The sequence below is a fragment of the Billgrantia antri genome (genome assembly GCF_017868935.1).
GTDB classification, from domain to species: Bacteria; Pseudomonadota; Gammaproteobacteria; order Pseudomonadales; family Halomonadaceae; genus Halomonas; species Halomonas antri.
This window is the reverse complement of the sequence record NZ_CP053383.1, coordinates 223,620-243,791: the sequence shown is the minus strand read 5'-3', so window position 1 is coordinate 243,791 and position 20,172 is coordinate 223,620. Positions and strand designations below refer to the sequence as shown.

The window sequence follows — 20,172 nt, the reverse complement described above, 5'->3', positions numbered from 1 at the left end:
TGTCGTTTGTTCTTATATGCAGAAAGGGGGCGCAGCGCCCCCTCGATGCTTACTTGACGATGTTGTGCTCCGGCCCGTACGGGAAGCCGGTGATGTTCTCGGCACCGTGTTCATTCACGACGAGGATATCGTGCTCACGGTAGCCGCCGGCCCCCGGGCGCCCTTCCGGCACCATGATCATCGGCTCCATGGAGACCACCATGTTGGGCTCGAGCACGGTCTCGATGTCCTCACGCAGTTCAAGGCCGGCCTCGCGGCCGTAGTAGTGGCTGAGGGTGCCGAAGGAGTGGCCGTAGCCGAAGGTGCGGTATTGCAGCAGGTCGTGCTTGGCGAAGATCTCGTTGAGCTCGTGGGCAATGTCGCAGCAACGTACGCCGGGCTTGATCAGCTCCTGGCCGCGCCGGTGCACCTCGCAGTTGACCTCCCACAGGCGCAGGTGCTCGTCGGAGGCATGCTCGCAGAACAGGGTGCGCTCCAGCGCGGTGTAGTAGCCCGAGATCATCGGGAAGGTGTTGAGGCTCAGGATGTCGCCGGGCTGCACGCGCCGGCTGGTCACCGGATTATGAGCGCCGTCGGTGTTGATGCCCGACTGGAACCAGACCCAGGTGTCCATCAGCTCGCTGTTCGGGTAGGTCTTGGCGATTTCGCGCACCATGGCGGCTTGGCCGGCCAGGGCCACTTCGTACTCCGGCACGCCGGCCTTGATCGCATCGCGCACGGCCACGCCGCCAACGTCGGCGATGCGCGCGCCCTGGCGGATCAGGGCGATCTCCTCGGCCGACTTGATCATGCGCATCTTCATGGTCGGCACGCCGATATCGGTGAGCTCCACCTCGCCGAGTGCGGAGAGCAGCTTCTGCTGGTTCTGCAGCGTGAGGTGGTCGAACTCGACACCCACGCGCCGCTTGCCTTCACAGAGATGTTTTACCGCCTTGAAGAAGTTGTCCTTCTGCCAGTCGGTGTAGACGATATTATCGCCCAGTCGATTGCGCCGATAGGGCTGGCCGCCGTCGATATTGGCGGTGACGGTGGTAAAGCGATCCTGGGTCACGACCAGGCCGTAATCGCGCCCGAACTTGCAGTAAACGAAATCGCTGAAATAGTTGATGTTGTGATAAGAAGTCAACACGACAGCGTCGACGTCATTGGCCGCCATGTACTCTCGCAGCCGCTTCAGTCGCCCGTGCATCTCGGCATCGGAAAAGGTCGGCGTAACCTTGTCACCGTTCGGAATTTCAATTAATGAGGGAAGCTTCATTTTGTTGTCTCCTTCGTTATCACGCGACATATGTCGCAGGTTGGCAACCGACCTTAATCGTCACACTGGGCTCATCGATTTCGGCCAGTTCACTGAACTGCATGACGGAAAGTCGGTATCGTTCTTCGATAATCCTGATCATCCGCATGACATGGTTGAATTCGTCATCCTTGGCATAAAAGTCGATACCGAATAGCGGAATGCCAAGGCACTGCACTTCGTAGGTTTCGACGACACGCAAGAAGTTGGCGACATTGCGTTTCAGCGCAGCGGCATCTTGTAATGCACCGGAATTCGAGACGCTGCGCAGCACCAACCGCCAAGTTTTCATGATCTGCTCTCCTGCTGTCTGGAGAGACTATGGCCAGCGCTGATCGGCAACACCAATGACTAGTGCAAATAGGGGCATTGGCATCAGCAATGCCAACACAGAGAGGGCCGCGGCAAGCCAGATCCCAGCGTGAGTGGAAGCAAAGTTCGGGAAAGACCGCCAGGCGCGGCGGCCTGACGGCCGCCGCGTCAGCGAGAGACGAGGGAGAGCGGAGCCGGGGTCAGCCCCCGGTCATGTTCATGAAGCGCACCACCTGAACGTCGCCGTCGGTAGTGAAGTGGTGGCGTTCGGGCTTGTTCTGCATGGCGGCGACGATGGCGGCCTTGAGCCGCTCGAGGTCGCCGGGGTGGCGGCGCATCACGCCGCGCAGGTCGACAGAGTGCTCGTTGCCCAGGCACAGCAGCAGGCGGCCCTCGGCGGTGACGCGCACGCGGTTGCAGGCGGCGCAGAAGTTGTGGCTGTGCGGCGAGATGAAGCCGATCCGGATGTTCGAGTCGCGCATCCGAAAATAGCGCGACGGCCCCAGGGTGGTCTCGGTAGTAGGCAGCAGCGGATGGCGCGCCTCGATGGCGGTACGCACCTCATCGCTTCCACAGAAGGTCTCAGCGCGGTCGTGACCGATAGCCTGGCCCAGCGGCATCTCCTCGATGAAGCTGATATCCACCCGCTCCCGCCGCGCGAACTCGACCAGGTCGAGAACCTCGTCGTCGTTGCGCCCCTTGAGGATCACCGCATTGAGCTTGATGCGCTCGAAGCCGGCGTCGCGGGCGGCACGGATGCCGTCGATGACCCGGGCCAGGTCGCCGGTACGGGTCAGGGCGCGGAAGCGCGCGGGGTCGAGCGAGTCGAGGCTGACGTTGAGCCGCTTGAGCCCGCCTTGATAGAGAGCACGCGCGTGCTTGGCGAGCCCGGCGCCGTTGGTGGTCATGCCGAAGTCACGCAGGCCCGGCAGCGCGCCGAGCTCGGCCACCAGGTCCTCGATGCCGCGGCGCACCAGCGGCTCACCGCCGGTCAGACGAATCTTCTCGACGCCAAGCTCGACGAAGGCGCGCGACAGCGCGGCGATCTCTTCCAGCGTGAGCAGTTTGGCGCGAGGCAGAAAGGTCATTTCCTCGGCCATGCAGTAGACGCAGCGGAAGTCGCAGCGGTCGGTGACCGACAGGCGAACGTAGCGCACGGTGCGGCCGAAGCCGTCGATCAGGTTCATGCGTTTTCCTCGACGCTTCCCTCGACATGGGCCGGGGCGTCCATCGGCAAGCGGGCGATCAGACCGCCGATCTGCTCGGCCACTTCACTGACGACCTCATCGTCGAAGCGCTGGCCGCGGCGCTTGCGAAAGCCCTGCTCGTAGAGCTTGACGTGTTCGGTGGCCGTCACGCCGGCGCGGGCCAGGCAGTGGGTCACGCAGTGCATCTGGCAGCCGTCGATGGCCACGATCGGCCGGCCGGCACGGGCGATGCGTACCAGGCCGGGTACGCCTCCACCGACGCCGGAAATGCACGACATCTCGGCCACACCGCTATGGTCGAGCCTTACGGCGACGTCGTTGGCCAGCTGCGCCACGTCCGAGCAGCCGGAGCAGGAGTAGACCAGGGTGTTGGGTTTCTGCTTGGTTCGGGACATACCGCCTCCCTAGGTACGACTGTACGACCGGATGGCGCGCCGAGGCGACGACTCAGTCGTCCGCCAGCATGGCGTCGCGCAGCTTCTGTTCGTCGAGCACCGTCAGGCGCTGGCGGTCGATGCCAATCACGCCGCTGTCGCGCAGCTTGGCCAGCAGCCGCGACAGGGTTTCCGGTGTCATGGCCAACTGGGCGGCGAGCCAGCGCTTGGGGATCGACAAACGCACCACCCGCGGACTTCTGCTGCGGCCCGGCGGCAACTGGCGCAGCACGTAGCTGACCAACCGCGACATGGCATCGGCCTGGGTCAGCAGCGCCAGGTCCTCGAGACGTTCGGTGAGCTCAAGCGCTAGACGACTCATGAACTCCGCACGGCAGGCGGGCTGGCGATCCATGATCTCGCGGCAGCGCCGGGCGGGTATCGCCAGTACATGGGTGCGCCGCAGCGCCTCCGCCGAGTAGAGGTAGACCCCGGCACTGGAGACCATGCTCAGCTCGCCCAGGGTACCGCCGCGCTCGACGCAGCGAATGGTGGCGAGCCGCCCGTCGCCGGCGCTGCGCGCCAGGCGTACGGCGCCGTTGATGACGATGTAGAGCCAGTGCGCCGGTGAGTCCTGGCGAAACAGCCACTCTCGGGTCTTGAGCGTCTTGAGTTCGGTGTCCTCGAGCAGCTCGGTGACTTCGTCTTCGTCCAGCTCGCCCAGCCACGGCACGCCCTGCACCAGCTCGCGGAGCTGCTTGGGCTTGAACAGCAGGTCAGTCGACGAACTGTCCGGCGGGTAGATAGAGGTATTCATGACCTTCCTCCACGTCGGTATCGGCGGCCATCATCAGATAGCCGTGCGCCTGGCTGGCGGCATGTAGCATGTGGGAGCCCTGACCGCCGGCGAGCAAGGCTACCGGCCCCTCGTTCTGCCAATCGAGCGTTACGCGCAACAGCTCACGCCGCCCCCGGCTGGCTCGCCGCGAGAAGCCGGCACGCACGCGATACTGTTGCAGCGGCCCGACGCTGCGACCCTGGCAGCCCAGAACGAAAGGACGTGCCAGCAGGTGCCAGCCCACCAGCGACGCCACGGGGTTGCCCGGCAGGCCGATCAGCGGCACGCCCGCGGGCGAGCCGTCATCCAGGTAGCCGAAGGCAAACGGCTTGCCCGGCTTGATCGCCACGCCATGGAACCGAAGCCCGCCCAGCTCGTCGAGCACGGGCCTGACGTGGTCCTCCTCGCCGACCGAGACGCCGCCGGTGCAGATCACCAGGTCGGCACCGTCGCGAGCGGCGCTGAAGGCCCTGCGCAGGGCATCGGGATCGTCCGCGATCACGCCCAGGTCGAGCACCAAACAGTCGGCCCGTTCCAGTAGTGCCTTCAGCATTGCCCGATTGCTGTTGTACACGCGCCCGGGGCTGAACGGCTCGCCCGGCTCGATCAGCTCGTCGCCGGTGGAGATCAGCGCCACCCTGAGGCGCGACAATACCGGCACCTCGGCGATGCCCTGGCTCGCCAGCAGGGCCAGCGCCGCGGCGTTCAGCGTCCACCCCGCCCCCAGCAGCGCATCGCCCTCGCGGTACTCTTCGCCACGACGGCGAATGTTGGCACCCGGTGTGGCTTCGCCGATGACGTGCACTCGCCCCGCTGCGTCGAGCCTGACCCGCTCCTGGGGCACCACGCAGTCGGCCCCCTTGGGGATCGGCGCACCGGTAAAAATCCGCGCACAGCCCCCCGCGGGCAGCGCTTCGACCTCGGCTCCCGCCGGCACCCGCAGCACCACCGGCAGGCCGGCCTTGGTGAGTTCCGCGATGCGCAGGGCATAGCCATCCATTGCGCTGTTGTCGATGCCGGGCATGTCCAGGCGAGCGACGAGATCACACGCCAGCACACGGCCGGCCGCCTGCTCCAGCGCCACGCGTTCCTCTCCACGCACCGGTTCGGCGGCAGCGATCATGCGCGCCCGGGCCACCTCCAGGTCGAGCAGTCCCTTGGCCAGGGTGGCACAGCTCATGCGTGGGCTCCTTGACCACGGTCAGGCACTGCCGGCGTCTCGCGGCTGGCGCAGGCCGGCTGCTCGGGCAGCACCATGGCCACGAAGTTGCAGGGCCGGGTGCGGGCGTCGAGCTGGCTTTCGAGAATGCCGTCCCAGGCGGTGGCACAGGCCTTGGGCGAGCCGGGCATGGCGAAGATCAGGGTACGGTTGGCCACACCGCCTACCGCCCGCGACTGCACGGTGGAGGTGCCGATGCTGGCGTAGGAGAGCTGGCGGAACAGCTCGCCATAGCCGTCGATGGCGCGGTCGAACAGCGGCGCGAGTGCCTCGGGAGTGGTGTCGCGCACGGTGAAGCCGGTACCGCCGTTGACCAGAATGACCTGCACGTCGTCGCGCACCACCCACTTGGAGACCACCGCCCGGATGCGGTAGATGTCGTCGGGTACGATACGCCGGTCGACCAGCACGTGGCCGGCCTCCGACAGGCGTTCGCTGAGCAGGTCGCCGCTGCCGTCGCGGTCGAAGCCGCGGGTATCGGACACAGTCAGCACACTGATACCGAGCGGCACGAAGCGGGCGTTGGCGTGAACGTGGGACATGACTCTCTCCTATTGCATCAAGCTGCCGGCGGCATCGTCGTCGAGCTCCACGCCTTCGACACCGATCTCGGCTTCCAGCGCCAGCAGGTAGTGGCGCAGGGCGCGTCGTGTCGCCTGCTCGCGCAGGGTGTGGCGTACACGTTCGGCGACCTCTTCGAAAGGCAGGCGCTGGCCGCCGGCACGCGCATCGATGCTCACCACATGCCAGCCGTAGCGTGAGGCCAGCGGCCGGTCGTGCAGCCCTTCGGGCAGGTGCTGCAGGGCACGGTCGAGTTCGGCCACGGTCTGCCCCTGTGCCAGCCAGCCCAGCTCGCCGCCCTCGCTCTTCGACGGGCAGGCGGAGTGGCGCATGGCGAATTCGGTAAAGCGCTCGGGGATGGCCTTGAGCTCCTCGATCAGCGTCTCGCCCAGGCGGTACTGGGCGTCGCGCGCCTCGGCATCGTCGGGTGCGGCGGCCAGCAGAATGTGGCGCACAGCGAGACGTGTCGGCGCGCTGAAGCGCTCGGGTTCGGCGTCGAAGAAGCGCCGGCAGGCCGCCTCTTCCGGTTCCGGCACGTCCAGCTCCTGTTCGAGCAGCGCGGCGATGGCGGCATCTATGTCGCCTTCGTCATCGGTCTCGGCCGTCAGACCGAGCTCGACGGCGCGCTGGCGCAGCAGCTCGCGAACCACCAGCGCGCGAGCTGCCGACAGCTTCGCCTCGTCGGCGCTCGCCGCCGGGTGGTACTGCATCTCGCGGGCGATGCTGTCCTCGTCGATCACCTTGTCGCCGACCTTGACGAGGGGCGGCGCGTAGCGGCCCGGCAGCTGTTCGATCTCGATCATTTGCATGTCAGTCACCTCATGAATCCTGCTGCAGGCTGCGCTCGCACCGATTGACAAGCGCAGCCAGGCTCATCCTCTTACACGCCACCGGCGCGGCGACGCACGATCTGATAGCGCCGCGTCACATAGCCCATCGGTGCGCTCCACACGTGCACCAGGCGGGTGAAGGGGAACACCAGGATAATGGTCAGGCCGATCAGGATGTGCAGCTTGTAGATCCAGCTCACGCCCTCCAGGTACGCCGCGGCGCCGCCCTGGAAGTAGACGATGGACTGCGCCCAGCCGGAGAACTTCAACATCGCGCTGCCGTCCAGGTGGCCCAGGGTGGGCAGGATGGTGAGCAGCCCGAGCGTGACCTGCAGCACCAGCAGGCCGATGATCACGGTGTCCATGGGGCTGGACGAGGCACGCACGCGCGGGTTGGTCAGGCGACGATGGAACAGCATGGCGCCGCCCACCAGGCACATGACGCCAGCGATGCCGCCGACCACCACGGCCATCACCTGCTTGGCGCCGGGGGTGATGAAGGGCTCGTAAACCCAATGCGGTGTCAGCAGCCCGACCAGATGGCCGAAGAAGATGACGAGGATACCGACATGGAACAGGTTGCTCGCCATGCGCATGTTCTTCGACGACAGCATCTGGCTGGAGCCGGTCTTCCAGGTGTACTGGCCATGGTCGTAGCGCATCAGGCTGCCGATCAGGAAGACACTGCCGGCGAGGTAGGGGTAGAGCCCGAACAGCAGGGAATCGATGTAGTTCATGAAAGTGCTCATGACAGGTCTCCGTTAGTGTTTCTTGGCGGCATCGACGGGATCGAGGATGCGTACCGCCTCACCCTGGATCGCCCGCTTGCGCTCGGCCAGGCGCCGGCCTTCGGCCGACTGCAGCGCGCAGTCTTCGTCGGACTGGGCGGAGAAGCGCACTGCCTCCTCTTCCCATACCGCGTCCAGCGCCTCGGGAGTGTCGTCGCGCGTCTCGCCGACCACCACCTCGCGCTGCGCTTCCACGTCCTCCTCGGCGCCGATCATCGCCAGCAGCGCGCGGGTCACCAGTGCCTGGTCGGCGCCGCGCTCTTCCAGGCGTGCGGTGAGCAGCGCCAGGATATGGCGGATCTCGCCCAGCCAGCGGCCGATCTCCTCCTCGCTGCGGGTGGAGAGGTACTCCAGGAACAGCGGCAGGTAGTCGGGCAGTTCGCGGGCGTCGAGCTCGAAGCCGGCGGCCTGGTATTCGTCGATCAGGTCGACCATCGCCTGGCCGCGGTCGCGGGATTCGCCGTGGACGTGCTCGAACAGCAGCAGCGAGTGGGCACGGCCCTTGTCGAACAGCGCCACGTAGTCGGACTGCAGCTCGAGCAGGTCGGCCTCGTGGATGCGCTGGCACCAGCTCATCAGGTCACCGCGCAGCGCCGCCGACAGGCGGCGCTCGACATAAAGCGCCTCGATCAGCTCATCCACCGCGCCCTGTAACGCCTCGGTGGGGTAGTCGAGCAGCCGGGCCAGCACGCGCAGGCTGCGCATGCCGACGTCGGGCTGGATCATGGCTTCCTGAGGCATCTGAAGTGCTGCATTAGCCATGGTGGGTCTCCTTGGTGCCTGTCTTCGGATCGAAGACGTCGACCGGCTTGACCAGCGCGCTGGTCTGCTTACGGCCGTTGAACAGGCTCGGCTTGCTCTCGCCGTGGCAGCCGTCGCCGAAGCTGAAGCCGCAGCCGCCGCGCTCGGGGAAGGCCTCGGTGGCCATCTCGCGGTGGCTGGTCGGCACCACGAAGCGGTCCTCGTAGTTGGCGATGGCGAGGTAGCGGTACATCTCCTCCACCTGTGCCTCGCTGAGATCGACGGCGTCGAGCACGGCGGTGTCGACCTTGCCCTCGACGTGCTTGTTGCGCATGTAGACGCGCATCGCCATCAGCCGCTTGAGCGCCAGCACCACGGGCTCCTCCTCACCGGCGGTGAGCATGTTGGCCAGGTAGCGCACCGGGATGCGCAGCGACTCGATCTTGGGCAGCACGCCGTCGTACTCGACCTTTCCCGCCTCGGCGGCGGTCTGGATCGGCGACAGCGGCGGCACGTACCAAACCATCGGCAGGGTGCGGTACTCGGGATGCAGCGGCAGCGCCAGCCCCCAGTCCATGGCCATCTTGTAGACCGGCGAGGCCTGGGCCGCGGCGATCACGTTGTCGGCGATGCCGTCGCGCTTGGCCTGGGCGATCACCTCGGGATCGTGCGGGTCGAGGAAGATCTCGCACTGGCGGTGGTAGAGGTCGCGCACGTCGGGCGAGCTCGCCACCTCTTCGATGCGGTCGGCGTCGTAAAGCAGCACGCCGAGGTAGCGAATACGACCCACGCAGGTTTCCGAGCACACCGTCGGCATGCCCGCTTCGATGCGCGGGTAGCAGAAGATGCACTTCTCGGACTTGCCGGTCTTCCAGTTGTAGTAGATCTTCTTGTACGGGCAGCCGGAGATGCACATCCGCCAGCCGCGGCACTTGTCCTGGTCGATCAGGACGATGCCGTCCTCTTCGCGCTTGTAGATCGCACCGCTGGGGCACGAGGCCACGCACGCCGGGTTGAGGCAGTGCTCGCACAGGCGCGGCAGATACATCATGAAGGTGTTTTCGAACTGGCCGTAGATGTCGGCCTGCACCTGCTCGAAGTTCTTGTCCTTGCGACGCTTGGCGAACTCGGTACCGAGGATCTCCTCCCAGTTCGGCCCCCACTCGATCTTGTTCATGCGCTGGCCGGAGACCAGCGAGCGGGGACGTGCCACCGGCTGGTGGTCGCCCTGCTTGGCGGTATGCAGGTGCTGGTAGTCGAAGTCGAACGGCTCGTAGTAGTCGTCGATCTCGGGCAGGTCGGGGTTGGCGAAGATGTTCGCCAATACCCGCCACTTGCCGCCGATGCGCGGTTCGATCTTGCCGTCGCGGCGACGCATCCAGCCGCCCTTCCACTTGTCCTGGTTCTCCCACTCCTTGGGATAGCCGATGCCCGGCTTGGTCTCGACGTTGTTGAACCAGGCGTACTCCAGACCTTCACGGCTGGTCCACACGTTCTTGCAGGTGACCGAGCAGGTGTGGCACCCGATGCACTTGTCGAGATTGAGGACCATGCCTACCTGTGAACGAATCTTCATTTCACGGTCTCCTGAACGCTGTCGTTGCCTTCGCCGTCCAGCCAGTCGACGTTCTTCATCTTGCGGATCAGGACGAATTCATCGCGGTTGGAGCCAACGGTGCCGTAGTAGTTGAAGCTGTATGAGAGCTGCGCGTAGCCGCCGATCATGTGGGTCGGCTTGGGGCACACCCGGGTCACGGAGTTGTGCATGCCGCCACGGGTCTTGGTGACCTCGGAGCCCGGCACGTTCACCTGGCGCTCCTGGGCGTGGTACATCATCACCATGCCGGCCTTGACCCGCTGGCTGACGATGGCCCGTGCGGTGATCGCCCCGTTGGCGTTGAACAGCTCGATCCAGTCGTTGTCCTCGATGCCGATCTCCTGGGCATCGGGTTCCGACATCCATACCACCGGGCCGCCGCGGTTGAGCGTCAGCATCAGCAGGTTGTCGCTGTAGGTGGAGTGGATGCCCCACTTCTGGTGCGGGGTGATCCAGTTGAGCGCCTTGGTCGGGTTGCCGTTGTCCTCGGGCATGGTGAAGCCGGTCACCGTTTTGGTGTTGATCGGCGGACGGTAGGTCAGCAGGCTCTCGCCGAAGGCGCGCATCCAGGGGTGATCCTGGTAGAACTGCTGGCGGCCGCTGACGGTACGCCACGGGATCAGCTCGTGGACGTTGGTATAGCCGGCGTTGTAGGAGACGTGCTCGTCCTCCAGGCCGGACCAGGTCGGGCTCGAGATGATCTTGCGCGGCTGGGCCACCACGTCGCGGAAGCGGATCTTCTCCTCTTCCTTGTTGATCGCCAGGTGGGTGTGGTCGCGCCCGGTGATCTTGGACAGCGCGCCCCACGCCTTGACCGCCACGTGGCCGTTGGTCTCCGGCGCCAGGGTCAGGATCATCTCGGCGGCGTCGATGGCGCTGTCGATCTTCGGCCGACCCTTGGCGGGGCCTTCGGTCTTGCGGTAGTTGAGCTTGCCGAGCAGTTCGACCTCGGACTCGGTGTTCCAGGCGATGCCCTTGCCGCCGTTGCCGATGGTCTCGAGCAGCGGACCCACAGAGGTGAAGCGCTCGTAGGTTTCCGGATAGTTGCGCTTGACCTCGATCAGCGCCGGCATGGTCTTGCCGGGGATCGGTTCGCACTCACCCTTCTTCCAGTCCTTCACTTCGGGCTGGGCCAGCTCGGCGGGGGAGTCGTGCTGGTGCGGCAGGGTAACCAGGTCGGTCTCCTCGCCCAGGTGCCCCACGCAGACCTTGGAAAAGGCCTTGGCGATGCCCTTGTAGATGTCCCAGTCACTGCGTGATTCCCACGCCGGGTCGGTGGCCGCGGTCAGCGGGTGGATGAACGGGTGCATGTCCGAGGTGTTGAGGTCGTTCTTCTCGTACCAGGTCGCCGTCGGCAGCACGATGTCCGAATAGAGACAGGTGGAGGACATGCGGAAGTCCAGAGTGACCACCAGGTCGACCTTGCCCTCCGGCGCCTCGTCGTGCCACTTCACCTCTTCCGGCTTCACGCCGCCCATCTCGCCCAGGTCCTTGCCCTGGATACCGTGGCGGGTGCCCAGCAGGTACTTGAGCATGTACTCGTGGCCCTTGCCCGAGCTGCCCAGCAGGTTGGAGCGCCAGATGAACATGTTGCGCGGGAAGTTCTGCGGGCTGTCCGGGTCCTCGGCGGCGAACGCCAGCTCGCCGCTCTTGAGCTGCTGGACGGCGTAGTCGGCGGTGGAGAGCCCGGCGGCCTTGGCCTTCTCGGCCAGGCGCAGCGGGTTGGTGCCGAGCTGCGGCGCGGAGGGCAGCCAGCCCATGCGCTCGGAACGCACGTTGAAGTCGATCAGGCTGCCGCTGTAGTCGGCCGGGTTGGCCAGCGGCGAGAGGATCTCCTTGACCTGCAGCTTCTCGTAGCGCCACTGCGAGGAGTGGTTGTAGAAGAACGAGGTACCGTTCATGTGGCGCGGCGGACGCTGCCAGTCGAGGCCGAAGGCCAGCGGGGTCCAGCCGGTTTGCGGGCGCAGCTTCTCCTGCCCCACGTAGTGGGCCCAGCCGCCGCCGCTCTGGCCGATACAGCCGCACATGATCAGCATGTTGATCAGGCCGCGGTAGTTCATGTCCATGTGGTACCAGTGGTTCATCGCGGCGCCCACGATGACCATGCTGCGACCCTGGGTCTTGTCGGCGTTGTCGGCGAACTCACGGGCGATGCGGGTGACCTGCTCGGCGGGCACGCCGGTGATCTTCTCCTGCCACGCCGGGGTGTAGGGCTTGACCTCGTCCAGCGAGCGGGCGCCGTCGTCTTCACCGAAGCCGCGATCGATGCCGTAGTTGGCGCACATCAGGTCGAACACTGTGACCGCCAGCACGTCGCTGCCGTCGGCCTTCTTCAGGCGCTTGGCGGGCAGGCTGTGGAACAGCAGCTCGTTGCCGGCCACGTGGTCGAAGTGCTCGTGGGCGATGCCGCCGAAGTAGGGGAATGCCACCTTGGCCACGTCGTCGTGGTGCTCGGCCAGCGTCAGCAGCGGGTGGATCTCCTCGCCGTCCGCGTCGCGCGGCTCGAGGTTCCACTTGCCATCCTCGCCCCAGCGGAAGCCGATGGAGCCGCGCGGCACGACCAGCTGGTCGCGGGTCTCGTCCCACGCCACGGTCTTCCACTCGGGGTTGTTGTCCTGGCCCAGGTTGGCATCGAAGTCGCTGGCACGCAGCTGCTTGCCGGGCACGAAGCTGCCGTCCTCACGCGCTTCCAGCTCGACCAGGAAGGGCATGTCGGAGTACTTGCGCACGTACTCGGTGAAGTAGGCGCTGGGCTTGTCGAGGTGGAATTCCTTGAGGATGACGTGGCCCATGGCCATGGCCAGGGCGGCATCGGTACCCTGCTTGACCGACAGCCACTCGTCGGTGAGCTTGGACACCTCGGCATAGTCGGGGGTGATGGAGACGGTCTTGGTGCCCTTGTAGCGCACCTCGGTGAAGAAGTGAGCGTCCGGGGTCCGGGTCTGGGGCACGTTGGAGCCCCAGGCAATGATATAGCCGGAGTTGTACCAGTCGGCCGACTCGGGCACGTCGGTCTGCTCGCCCCAGGTCTGCGGGCTGGCCGGCGGCAGGTCGCAGTACCAGTCGTAGAACGACAGGCAGACGCCGCCGATCAGCGACAGGTAGCGGGCGCCGGAGGCGTAGCTGACCATCGACATGGCGGGGATCGGCGAGAAGCCGATGACGCGGTCGGGGCCGTACTGCTTGGCGGTGTAGACGTTGGACGAGGCGATCAGCTCGTTGAGCTCGTCCCAGTCGGCACGCACGAAGCCGCCCATGCCGCGGGCACGCTTGTACTGCTTGGCCTTGGCCGGGTCCTCGACGATGGAGGCCCAGGCGTCGACCGGGTCGCCGTGCTGCTGCTTGGCCTCGCGCCACAGCTTGAGCAGCGGCTTGCGGATCAGCGGGTACTTGAGGCGGTTGGCGCTGTACATGTACCAGGAGTAGCTGGCGCCGCGCGGGCAGCCCCGTGGCTCATGGTTGGGCAGGTCCGGGCGGGTGCGCGGATAGTCGGTCTGCTGGGTCTCCCAGGTGACCAGGCCGTTCTTGACGTAGATCTTCCAGCTGCAGGAGCCGGTGCAGTTCACGCCGTGGGTGGAGCGCACGATCTTGTCGTGCTGCCAGCGCTGACGGTAGCCGTCCTCCCAGCCACGGGACTCCTCGCGGGTCTCGCCATGGCCGTTGGCGAAGGGTTCGCGCGCCTTGCGGAAGAAATTCAGCCGATCTAAGAAGTGACTCATGGTCGATCTCCAGGCTCCTTGATGTGATGCGTGGCCGCCCGGGCCACCCCGCCTGCCGGGTCGCGCGACGTGTTCGACACGACCGTCAGGCAGGTGCTTGAAGAGGATTCTGGGGGATCGAAGCGGGGATTACTGCCCGGTTACCTCCATATACACCCGCTCTACCCACAAGGTGATAGAAGGCCCCGAGAAAGGGGTTAGTCCCTTCCGTGCAGCGAGTAGGAGCGGGAGCGGTTGCCCACTTCCCAGAGCATGACCAGCATGCACACCGCGAGCGCCGCATAGAGGAACATGAAGCCGGCGGTGCGCACGCCGATCCACTCGTTGCCGAGCACGAACATCAGCGGCAGCACCGCGGCAAACAGCCCCCCCAGCGCCAGCGCAAGGCCGCCCGAGCGGACCATGTCGTCGCCGTGGTCGCGATGGATCAGGCACATCAGGCTGCCCTGACCGATGCCCATGGCCAGCCCCATCGTAGCGAGCAGCGCGGCAAAGCCGCCCAGCGGCATGGAGAAGTCCAGCGTGAGATCGCCGTGCACGCCGTGGATCTGCATGGTGAAGTCGGGATAGGAGAGCAGGAACAGGCAGGCCATCACGCAGGCGCTGACCCACCAGCGCAGATCGCGAAAGTCGCGCCGGTCGGCCAAGGCCCCGCCGAGGATCTGCCCCAGCCCGCCGGGGAGGGTGAACAGCAGCGCCCATAGAGCCGCGGCCATCAGCGAGAGGCCGTACTGCGCCATGAGGTAGGCGGGCAGCCACAGCGCCAGTGCCACGAAGGTGCCGTAGAAGAAGCTGTAGTAAAGCGCCAGGCGGCACGCCGCGGGGGATGGCAGCCCGCCCGGCAGCGCCGCGCCAACCCCGGCACCCAGCGCTCCCGGCTGTCGCGGCGACTCCTCGGCAAATACCCACAGCAGCAGCGCCACCAGCCCGATCGGCAGCAGGTAGAGCTTGGGCGCCATGGGCCAGCCGTAGGCCTGGCTGATCAAGGGCAGCAGGAAGTAGGTAAGCCCGGCACCGAGCATGCCGGCGCCGTAGAGCCCCAGCGCCAGGCCGGCGTGTCGCCGCGGGCACAGCGCCGCAACGTAGACCAGCCCTGCGGCCAGCGAGCCGGCGCCCACCCCCAGGCCGGCGCCGGCGAGCAGAAACTCCCAGTAATCGCTGGAGTGAGCGATGGCCCACAGCAGAGGACAGATCCAAAGCAGGCAGCCGATCATCACCCGCCGGCCGCCCACCAGGCGCGCCAGCGCCGCCAGCGGCAGCGCGGAGAGCGCGCCGGTGAACATCGGCATGGCCAGCAGCACGGCGAACTGCACTTCACCGAAGCCCAGCCCCTGCTTCAGCTCGATGCCGAGCACGGCAAAAATGGTCCAGCTGGCGAATACCAGGGCGAAGGCCAGTGGCGACAGCAGCACGACCACCAGAGAGCGATAGTCAACCTGCTGGCCCACGACGGGGGCTTTTTCGGCGGACGTCATGAACGGTGGGCCTCGTGGCGTGGTCGTAGAGATTCTCGTTCGCCTACCGGACAGGGTCAAAAGGGCATGCGAGGTACCTCTTTGGTAGCAGCGTCGCACCACACCCGGTAGCATGCCGCCCCTTGGGGTATAGTGTCCCCAGGACCGACATTTGACGGAGTTCGCCCTTCTTGAAACTGCTGCAACGCTCCCTCGTGGCCCGCATCGTGGCTTCGCTGCTGGCGATCAGCGCCATGGCCCTGATCAGCATCGTGGTAACCATGGCGGTAGCCGGCGGCAGCCGCGGCGATGCCGCGGCGATCAACGTCGCCGGCTCGCTGCGCATGAATACCTACCAGATCGTCGCCGCCCTGCAGCGTTACGAGCGCCACCCCTCGATGGAGCACCAGGCGGCGGTGCACGTGCTCAAGCGCCGCTTCGAGGAGCGCCTGGAGAGTGACGAGCTGACCGGCGCCATTCCCGTATCCGAAGCCCATGACCTCAGGCGACAATACCGCCTGGTGCTGTCGCGCTGGCACAACGAGCTGGCCCCGGAGGTCAACGAGGCCGTCGACAGCCGCTCGGTGGACATCGAGTCGCTCAACCGCACCCTCGACGGCCTGGTGGGCGAGATCGACCGCATGGTCACTCAGCTCGAGCAGAACACCGAGGCCAAGATCCGCCTGCTCAGCGCCCTGCAGATCCTGTTCCTGGGGCTTACGGCGGTAGTCGTCGCCATCGCGCTCTACGATATACGCCACAACCTGGTGGCACCGCTGCGCCAGTTGATGGTGCTGGCCGGGGAGGCGGCGCGCCACAACTTCACCGTGCGTACCCGACTCAAGGGCGCCGATGAGCTGGCACTGCTGGGCCGCACCTTCGACGGCATGGCCGAGGAGCTCGGCACCAGCTACGCCGACCTCGAGGAACGGGTCAAGCGCAAGACCCGGGAACTGGAGCGCAGCAGTCAGGTGATGCAGGTACTGCACGACGGCAGCCGCTGGCTCTACGGCGGCGGCAACGATCTGTGCGCCAGCGCCGCGCCGATGCTGCGCCAGGTCGAACAACTGCTCGAGATCGGGCCCATTCGGTTGCTGCTCAACGACCCACACGACGACCGTCCGATTCCGATCCTCGCCACACACTCAGCAAGGCGCCCCGACTACTGCCGCGATCACGATTGCCATGCCTGCCTGATCGCTCCCCGGCCCATTCGCCTCTCCGATACCGAGGAGGGCGAATGCGTGCTGCTGCCGGTGAGCGTCGGCGACGAAATGCTCGGCACCCTGGAGATCTGGTATCCCAAGGAGCAGCCGCTCTCCGACAGCGTGCGCCGCCTGCTCAATGCCCTCGCCGACCAACTGGCCACGGCGGTCTATCTGCAGCGCCGCATCGAGGAGGAGCAGCAGGTCTCGCTGATGAACGAGCGCACCATCATCGCCCGGGAGCTGCACGACTCACTGGCGCAGTCGCTTTCCTACCTCAAGATGCAGGTGGCGCGGCTGGAACGCATGCAGGCCAAAGACGCCCCGCGCGAGGCGCAGGCGGCGGTGTTCGATGAGCTGCGCACCGGACTCAACAGCGCCTATCGCCAGCTGCGCGAGCTGCTGACCACCTTCCGCCTGAAGCTCGAGGGGCCGGGCCTGCAGACGGCGCTGCGGCAGACCACCGAAGAGTTCGCCGAGCGCATGGGCGCCCCGGTGGAAATGCACTACGACGTGCCGCCCCACCTGCTCAACCCCAACGAGGAGATCCATGTCCTGCAGATCGCCCGCGAGGCGCTGAGCAATACGCACAAGCATGCCCAGGCCCACTGGGCCGCGGTAACGGTGGATTTCCACCACGCCCGAATTACGCTGCGTATAGAGGACGACGGCATCGGCCTGGCCGATAGCGACTCGCCGCCGATGCACTACGGACTGGTGATCATGCGCGACCGTGCCCACACCCTGGGCGGCGAGCTGAAACTCTCCAATCGCACCACGGGCGGCACCTGTATCGAGGTGACCTTCACCCCGCAGACGGCGCGCCTGATCAGCCGCCAGCCCGCCGAACCATCGACCCTTCACGACCAAGGAAACTGAGACATCATGGGCCAGTCAGTCAGCGAGACCCCCGCCAGTATCCTGATCATCGACGACCACCCGCTGTTGCGCCGCGGCGTGGCCCAATTGCTCGAGCTGGAGGATGACCTCCAGCTCGTCGGCGATACCGGCGAGCCGACACAGGGCGTGCGCCTGGCCGCTGAGCTCGATCCGGACATGATCCTGCTCGACCTCAACATGCCCGGCATGGACGGTATCCAGACGCTGAAGGCGCTGCGCGAGTCGGGCTACGCCGGTCGCATCGTGATGTTCACCGTCTCCGACCACGAAGAGGATCTGGTAGCCGCCCTGCGCGGCGGTGCCGACGGCTATCTGCTCAAGGACATGGAGCCCGAAGAGATGGTGCGCCAGCTGCGCCAGGCGGCGCTGGGGCGCATGGTGGTCAGCGAGAGTCTCACTGCGCTGCTCGCCGAGGCACTGCGCAACCAGCGCGCGGCACCCGCGACGCCGGACATCCACAGCCTGACCCAGCGCGAGCGCGAGATCCTGCGCGAACTGGCCGCCGGACTCTCCAACAAGCTGATCGCGCGCAAGCTCGACATCACCGAAGGCACGGTCAAGGTACACGTCAAGCACCTGCTGAAAAAGCTCAACCTGCGCTCGCGGGTGGAGGCGGCCGTGTGGGCCGTGCAGGAAGGCATCGATGCCCGATAGCGAGCAATGGGTAGAGAAGGTTCTGTGTGGATACCTCCAAAGACTCCTGGGCGCCGGCAAGGCGCCTTTTTCGTGTCCTTTGCTCGCACTCCGTCTTGTAAAAACAAAAACTTACCTTCCTACCCCTGCTACCCCTCAAGTGGTACCTGACTGATTTTCCGGTAATTTCGAGCGGTTTCGCCCCCCTTTCGCGCGACGTATCTTTGCTGCAACCGATCCTGAATTGATCCCGATCAGGGCGGATGTCGCAAGGCGGGATCAGTCAAATCACGAAGGGGAAACGTCATGGCTAAATCGAGCGCCGATATCGGCAAGCTCGGTGCCGGCAGACCAAAGAATGCCGACATCGAGCACTGGGACGTCGAGGACGAACAGTTCTGGCAACAAACGGGCAAGCGCATCGCTTCACGCAATCTGTGGATCTCGATCCCCAGCCTGCTGATGGGCTTTGCGGTGTGGCTGATGTGGGGCATGATCACCACGCAGATGCAGAACCTGGGCTTCCCGTTCACGGTCAGCCAGCTCTTCACACTGACCGCCATAGCCGGTCTCTCCGGCGCCACCCTGCGCATTCCCGCCTCGTTCATGATCCGCATCGCCGGCGGGCGCAATACCATCTTCCTGACCACCGCGCTGCTGATGCTGCCGGCCGCAGGCACCGGCGTGGCGCTGATGAACCCGGAAACCCCCTTCTGGGTCTTCCAGGCGCTGGCGCTGCTCTCGGGCATCGGTGGCGGTAACTTTGCCTGCTCGATGAGCAATATTTCCACCTTCTATCCGAAGAAGCAGCAGGGCTACGCTCTGGGCATGAATGCCGGCCTGGGCAACTTCGGCGTCACCACCATGCAGATCCTGATTCCGCTGGTGATGACCATAGGCATCTTCGGCGCCATTGCGGGGAGCCCCATGGAGCTGCAGAGCTCCAGCGGCACCCTGATCGGCCGCATTGAGGCAGGCACCGACACCTGGATCCAGAACGCCGGCTTCATCTGGCTGGTATTCCTGGTGCCGCTGGCCTTCCTGGGCTGGTTCGGCATGAACAACATTCGCGACATCACCCCGAACCCCGGCAATCCGGCCGCCGCCTTCGGCAAGATCCTCGGCCTCTACGGCGTGGGCATTCTCACCTCGATCATCGGCGTGGTCGCCCTCGGCTGGCTGAACATGTGGCTCGCTCTGCCGCTGACCATCGGCTTGACCCTGGCCCTGCTGCGCATGATGCCCGGCCAGATCCGCACCAACATCCAGAAGCAGTTCGCGATCTTCTCCAACAAGCACACCTGGTCGATGACGGTGCTCTACATCGCCACCTTCGGCTCGTTCATCGGCTTCTCTGCCGCCCTGCCGCTTTCCATCTCGGTCATCTTCGGCAATATGATGGAAGTCGCCGCCGACGGTAGCATCACTCGCGTGGCCAACCCGGACGGCCCCAGCGCCCTGACCTGGGCCTGGATGGGACCGTTCGTCGGCGCCTTGATCCGCCCGCTCGGCGGCTGGATCTCCGACAAGCTCGGCGGCTCCATCGTCACCCAGGCCATCTCGGTGATCATGGTCGTCGCCTCGGCCGCCGTGGGCTACGTGATGATGCTGGCCTACAACTCCACCGACCCCAACCAGTACTTCTGGATGTTCCTGCTGCTGTTCATCGTGCTGTTCGCCGCCAGCGGCATCGGCAACGGCTCCACCTTCCGCACCATCGGCGTGATCTTCGACCAGCAGCAGAAGGGCCCGGTGCTGGGCTGGACCTCCGCTGTGGCCGCCTACGGCGCCTTCATCGCCCCGCGGGTGATGGGCGAGCAGATCAAGATGGGTACCCCCGAGCTCGCCATGTACGGCTTCGCGATCTTCTATGCGGTGTGTCTGGTGGTGAACTGGTGGTTCTACCTGCGCCCCGGCGCCGAGATCAAGAACCCCTGATGCGGTCATCGGTGCACCGGAGCTCGCTCCGGTGCACGCCCCCTACCTTGCCTTCTTCGGAGGGATGCCATGAAAGTCATGATCGCCTATGACGGCTCGCGCAACGCCAAGCTGGCCCTTGCCCAGACCGTCAGCCTGTTTCGCTGCAATGCCCCCACGCTGATCCTGGTCGGCGTGGCGGAGAATCCCGGTGACGCCACCGACGCCAACGAGACGCTGTTCCAACAGGAATACGAAGAGATGAAGACGGCCCTCAAGGAGGGCGCCGACTTCGCTCACCAGGAGGGCTTCGAGGTCGACTGGGTGCTGGCCGAGGGCGACGCCCGCAAGATGCTGCTGCAGGCCACCCAGAAGCACGCCCCGGACGTGCTGGTCATCGCCCGTCACAGCAGCAAGCCCGACGGCGGCATCATCGCCCAGTCGCTGAGCTACTTCGTCGACGAGCTCGACTACATGACCTTCGGCAAGGTCAGCTCCTTCCTCGCCCGACGCGTCGAATGTCCGCTGCTGATTCTGCCCAGCCCGTGAGCGGCGATCCCGTCACGCGTGGCTAACCGA

Annotated in this window: 17 protein-coding genes; 4 read left to right on the top strand and 13 right to left on the bottom strand. The window is 65.7% G+C overall.

Annotated elements, in window-relative coordinates:
• Positions 1-49: 49 nt before the first annotated feature.
• From HNO53_RS01140 to HNO53_RS01080, 13 genes are all read right to left on the bottom strand, one after another.
• Positions 50-1,258 carry a M24 family metallopeptidase gene (locus HNO53_RS01140; RefSeq protein ID WP_209475529.1) on the bottom strand — a complete coding sequence of 403 codons (1,209 nt, stop codon included), beginning with the start codon at positions 1,256-1,258 and terminating at the stop codon, positions 50-52.
• 19 nt (positions 1,259-1,277) lie between these two features.
• Positions 1,278-1,589, bottom strand: a complete 312-nt coding sequence (locus tag HNO53_RS01135; protein ID WP_209475528.1) for a hypothetical protein — start codon at positions 1,587-1,589, stop codon at positions 1,278-1,280.
• A gap of 220 nt (positions 1,590-1,809) precedes the next feature.
• On the bottom strand, positions 1,810-2,796 hold the full coding sequence (gene moaA / locus HNO53_RS01130) for a GTP 3',8-cyclase MoaA (protein ID WP_209475526.1): 987 nt from the start codon (positions 2,794-2,796) through the stop codon (positions 1,810-1,812).
• A complete protein-coding gene (locus HNO53_RS01125; protein WP_209475524.1) occupies positions 2,793-3,212 on the bottom strand; it encodes a putative zinc-binding protein in 420 nt (139 codons plus the stop codon). Before HNO53_RS01125 ends, moaA begins: the two co-directional genes overlap by 4 nt.
• Positions 3,213-3,264: 52 nt before the next feature.
• Positions 3,265-4,008, bottom strand: coding sequence for a Crp/Fnr family transcriptional regulator (locus tag HNO53_RS01120; RefSeq protein WP_209475522.1), 744 nt, complete (start codon positions 4,006-4,008; stop codon positions 3,265-3,267).
• The gene (locus tag HNO53_RS01115; protein WP_209475520.1) at positions 3,968-5,209 is read right to left on the bottom strand and encodes a molybdopterin molybdotransferase MoeA; all 1,242 of its coding nucleotides are present in this window, start codon (positions 5,207-5,209) and stop codon (positions 3,968-3,970) included. Before HNO53_RS01115 ends, HNO53_RS01120 begins: the two co-directional genes overlap by 41 nt.
• Positions 5,206-5,790 carry a molybdenum cofactor biosynthesis protein B gene (moaB, locus tag HNO53_RS01110; protein ID WP_209475518.1) on the bottom strand — a complete coding sequence of 195 codons (585 nt, stop codon included), beginning with the start codon at positions 5,788-5,790 and terminating at the stop codon, positions 5,206-5,208. Before moaB ends, HNO53_RS01115 begins: the two co-directional genes overlap by 4 nt.
• A gap of 9 nt (positions 5,791-5,799) precedes the next feature.
• Positions 5,800-6,618, bottom strand: coding sequence for a peptidylprolyl isomerase (locus HNO53_RS01105; RefSeq protein WP_209475516.1), 819 nt, complete (start codon positions 6,616-6,618; stop codon positions 5,800-5,802).
• Positions 6,619-6,689: 71 nt separating this feature from the next.
• Complete coding sequence (narI, locus tag HNO53_RS01100) at positions 6,690-7,376, bottom strand: respiratory nitrate reductase subunit gamma (RefSeq protein WP_209478474.1); 687 nt, start codon at positions 7,374-7,376, stop codon at positions 6,690-6,692.
• A 24-nt stretch (positions 7,377-7,400) separates the two neighbouring features.
• A complete protein-coding gene (gene narJ / locus HNO53_RS01095) occupies positions 7,401-8,189 on the bottom strand; it encodes a nitrate reductase molybdenum cofactor assembly chaperone (RefSeq protein ID WP_209475514.1) in 789 nt (262 codons plus the stop codon).
• Entirely contained in the window at positions 8,182-9,744 is a 1,563-nt protein-coding gene (narH, locus tag HNO53_RS01090) for a nitrate reductase subunit beta (protein WP_209475512.1), read from the bottom strand. Before narH ends, narJ begins: the two co-directional genes overlap by 8 nt.
• Positions 9,741-13,484, bottom strand: a complete 3,744-nt coding sequence (locus tag HNO53_RS01085; RefSeq protein WP_209475510.1) for a nitrate reductase subunit alpha — start codon at positions 13,482-13,484, stop codon at positions 9,741-9,743. Before HNO53_RS01085 ends, narH begins: the two co-directional genes overlap by 4 nt.
• Before the next feature lie 197 nt (positions 13,485-13,681).
• Positions 13,682-14,959: an MFS transporter gene (locus tag HNO53_RS01080; RefSeq protein ID WP_209475508.1), complete on the bottom strand. Its 1,278-nt coding sequence runs from the start codon at positions 14,957-14,959 to the stop codon at positions 13,682-13,684.
• A gap of 170 nt (positions 14,960-15,129) precedes the next feature.
• Between HNO53_RS01080 and HNO53_RS01075 the strand changes: the two genes are divergently transcribed.
• The 4 genes from HNO53_RS01075 (at position 15,130) to HNO53_RS01060 (ending at position 20,142) form a co-directional block, all read left to right on the top strand.
• Positions 15,130-17,022 carry a histidine kinase gene (locus HNO53_RS01075; protein ID WP_209475505.1) on the top strand — a complete coding sequence of 631 codons (1,893 nt, stop codon included), beginning with the start codon at positions 15,130-15,132 and terminating at the stop codon, positions 17,020-17,022.
• Between the two features lie 6 nt (positions 17,023-17,028).
• The gene (gene narL / locus HNO53_RS01070; protein ID WP_209475503.1) at positions 17,029-17,697 is read left to right on the top strand and encodes a two-component system response regulator NarL; all 669 of its coding nucleotides are present in this window, start codon (positions 17,029-17,031) and stop codon (positions 17,695-17,697) included.
• A 285-nt stretch (positions 17,698-17,982) separates the two neighbouring features.
• Positions 17,983-19,614 (top strand): MFS transporter, encoded by a 1,632-nt coding sequence (locus tag HNO53_RS01065; protein ID WP_209475502.1) that lies wholly within the window; start codon positions 17,983-17,985, stop codon positions 19,612-19,614.
• Positions 19,615-19,683: 69 nt separating this feature from the next.
• On the top strand, positions 19,684-20,142 hold the full coding sequence (locus tag HNO53_RS01060) for a universal stress protein (protein ID WP_167115854.1): 459 nt from the start codon (positions 19,684-19,686) through the stop codon (positions 20,140-20,142).
• Positions 20,143-20,172: the final 30 nt, after the last annotated feature.

Bases quoted from the DNA above. Each gene is read 5' to 3' on its own strand.
- HNO53_RS01065 (WP_209475502.1), top strand. From the start codon at position 17,983: ATGGCTAAATCGAGCGCCGATATCGGCAAGCTCGGTGCCGGCAGACCA.
- narL (WP_209475503.1), top strand. From the start codon at position 17,029: ATGGGCCAGTCAGTCAGCGAGACCCCCGCCAGTATCCTGATCATCGAC.
- narI (WP_209478474.1), bottom strand. From the start codon at position 7,376: ATGAACTACATCGATTCCCTGCTGTTCGGGCTCTACCCCTACCTCGCC.
- HNO53_RS01135 (WP_209475528.1), bottom strand. From the start codon at position 1,589: ATGAAAACTTGGCGGTTGGTGCTGCGCAGCGTCTCGAATTCCGGTGCA.
- HNO53_RS01060 (WP_167115854.1), top strand. From the start codon at position 19,684: ATGAAAGTCATGATCGCCTATGACGGCTCGCGCAACGCCAAGCTGGCC.
- HNO53_RS01105 (WP_209475516.1), bottom strand. From the start codon at position 6,618: ATGCAAATGATCGAGATCGAACAGCTGCCGGGCCGCTACGCGCCGCCC.
- HNO53_RS01115 (WP_209475520.1), bottom strand. From the start codon at position 5,209: ATGAGCTGTGCCACCCTGGCCAAGGGACTGCTCGACCTGGAGGTGGCC.
- HNO53_RS01120 (WP_209475522.1), bottom strand. From the start codon at position 4,008: ATGAATACCTCTATCTACCCGCCGGACAGTTCGTCGACTGACCTGCTG.
- HNO53_RS01085 (WP_209475510.1), bottom strand. From the start codon at position 13,484: ATGAGTCACTTCTTAGATCGGCTGAATTTCTTCCGCAAGGCGCGCGAA.
- moaA (WP_209475526.1), bottom strand. From the start codon at position 2,796: ATGAACCTGATCGACGGCTTCGGCCGCACCGTGCGCTACGTTCGCCTG.
- HNO53_RS01140 (WP_209475529.1), bottom strand. From the start codon at position 1,258: ATGAAGCTTCCCTCATTAATTGAAATTCCGAACGGTGACAAGGTTACG.
- narJ (WP_209475514.1), bottom strand. From the start codon at position 8,189: ATGGCTAATGCAGCACTTCAGATGCCTCAGGAAGCCATGATCCAGCCC.
- narH (WP_209475512.1), bottom strand. From the start codon at position 9,744: ATGAAGATTCGTTCACAGGTAGGCATGGTCCTCAATCTCGACAAGTGC.
- HNO53_RS01080 (WP_209475508.1), bottom strand. From the start codon at position 14,959: ATGACGTCCGCCGAAAAAGCCCCCGTCGTGGGCCAGCAGGTTGACTAT.
- moaB (WP_209475518.1), bottom strand. From the start codon at position 5,790: ATGTCCCACGTTCACGCCAACGCCCGCTTCGTGCCGCTCGGTATCAGT.
- HNO53_RS01125 (WP_209475524.1), bottom strand. From the start codon at position 3,212: ATGTCCCGAACCAAGCAGAAACCCAACACCCTGGTCTACTCCTGCTCC.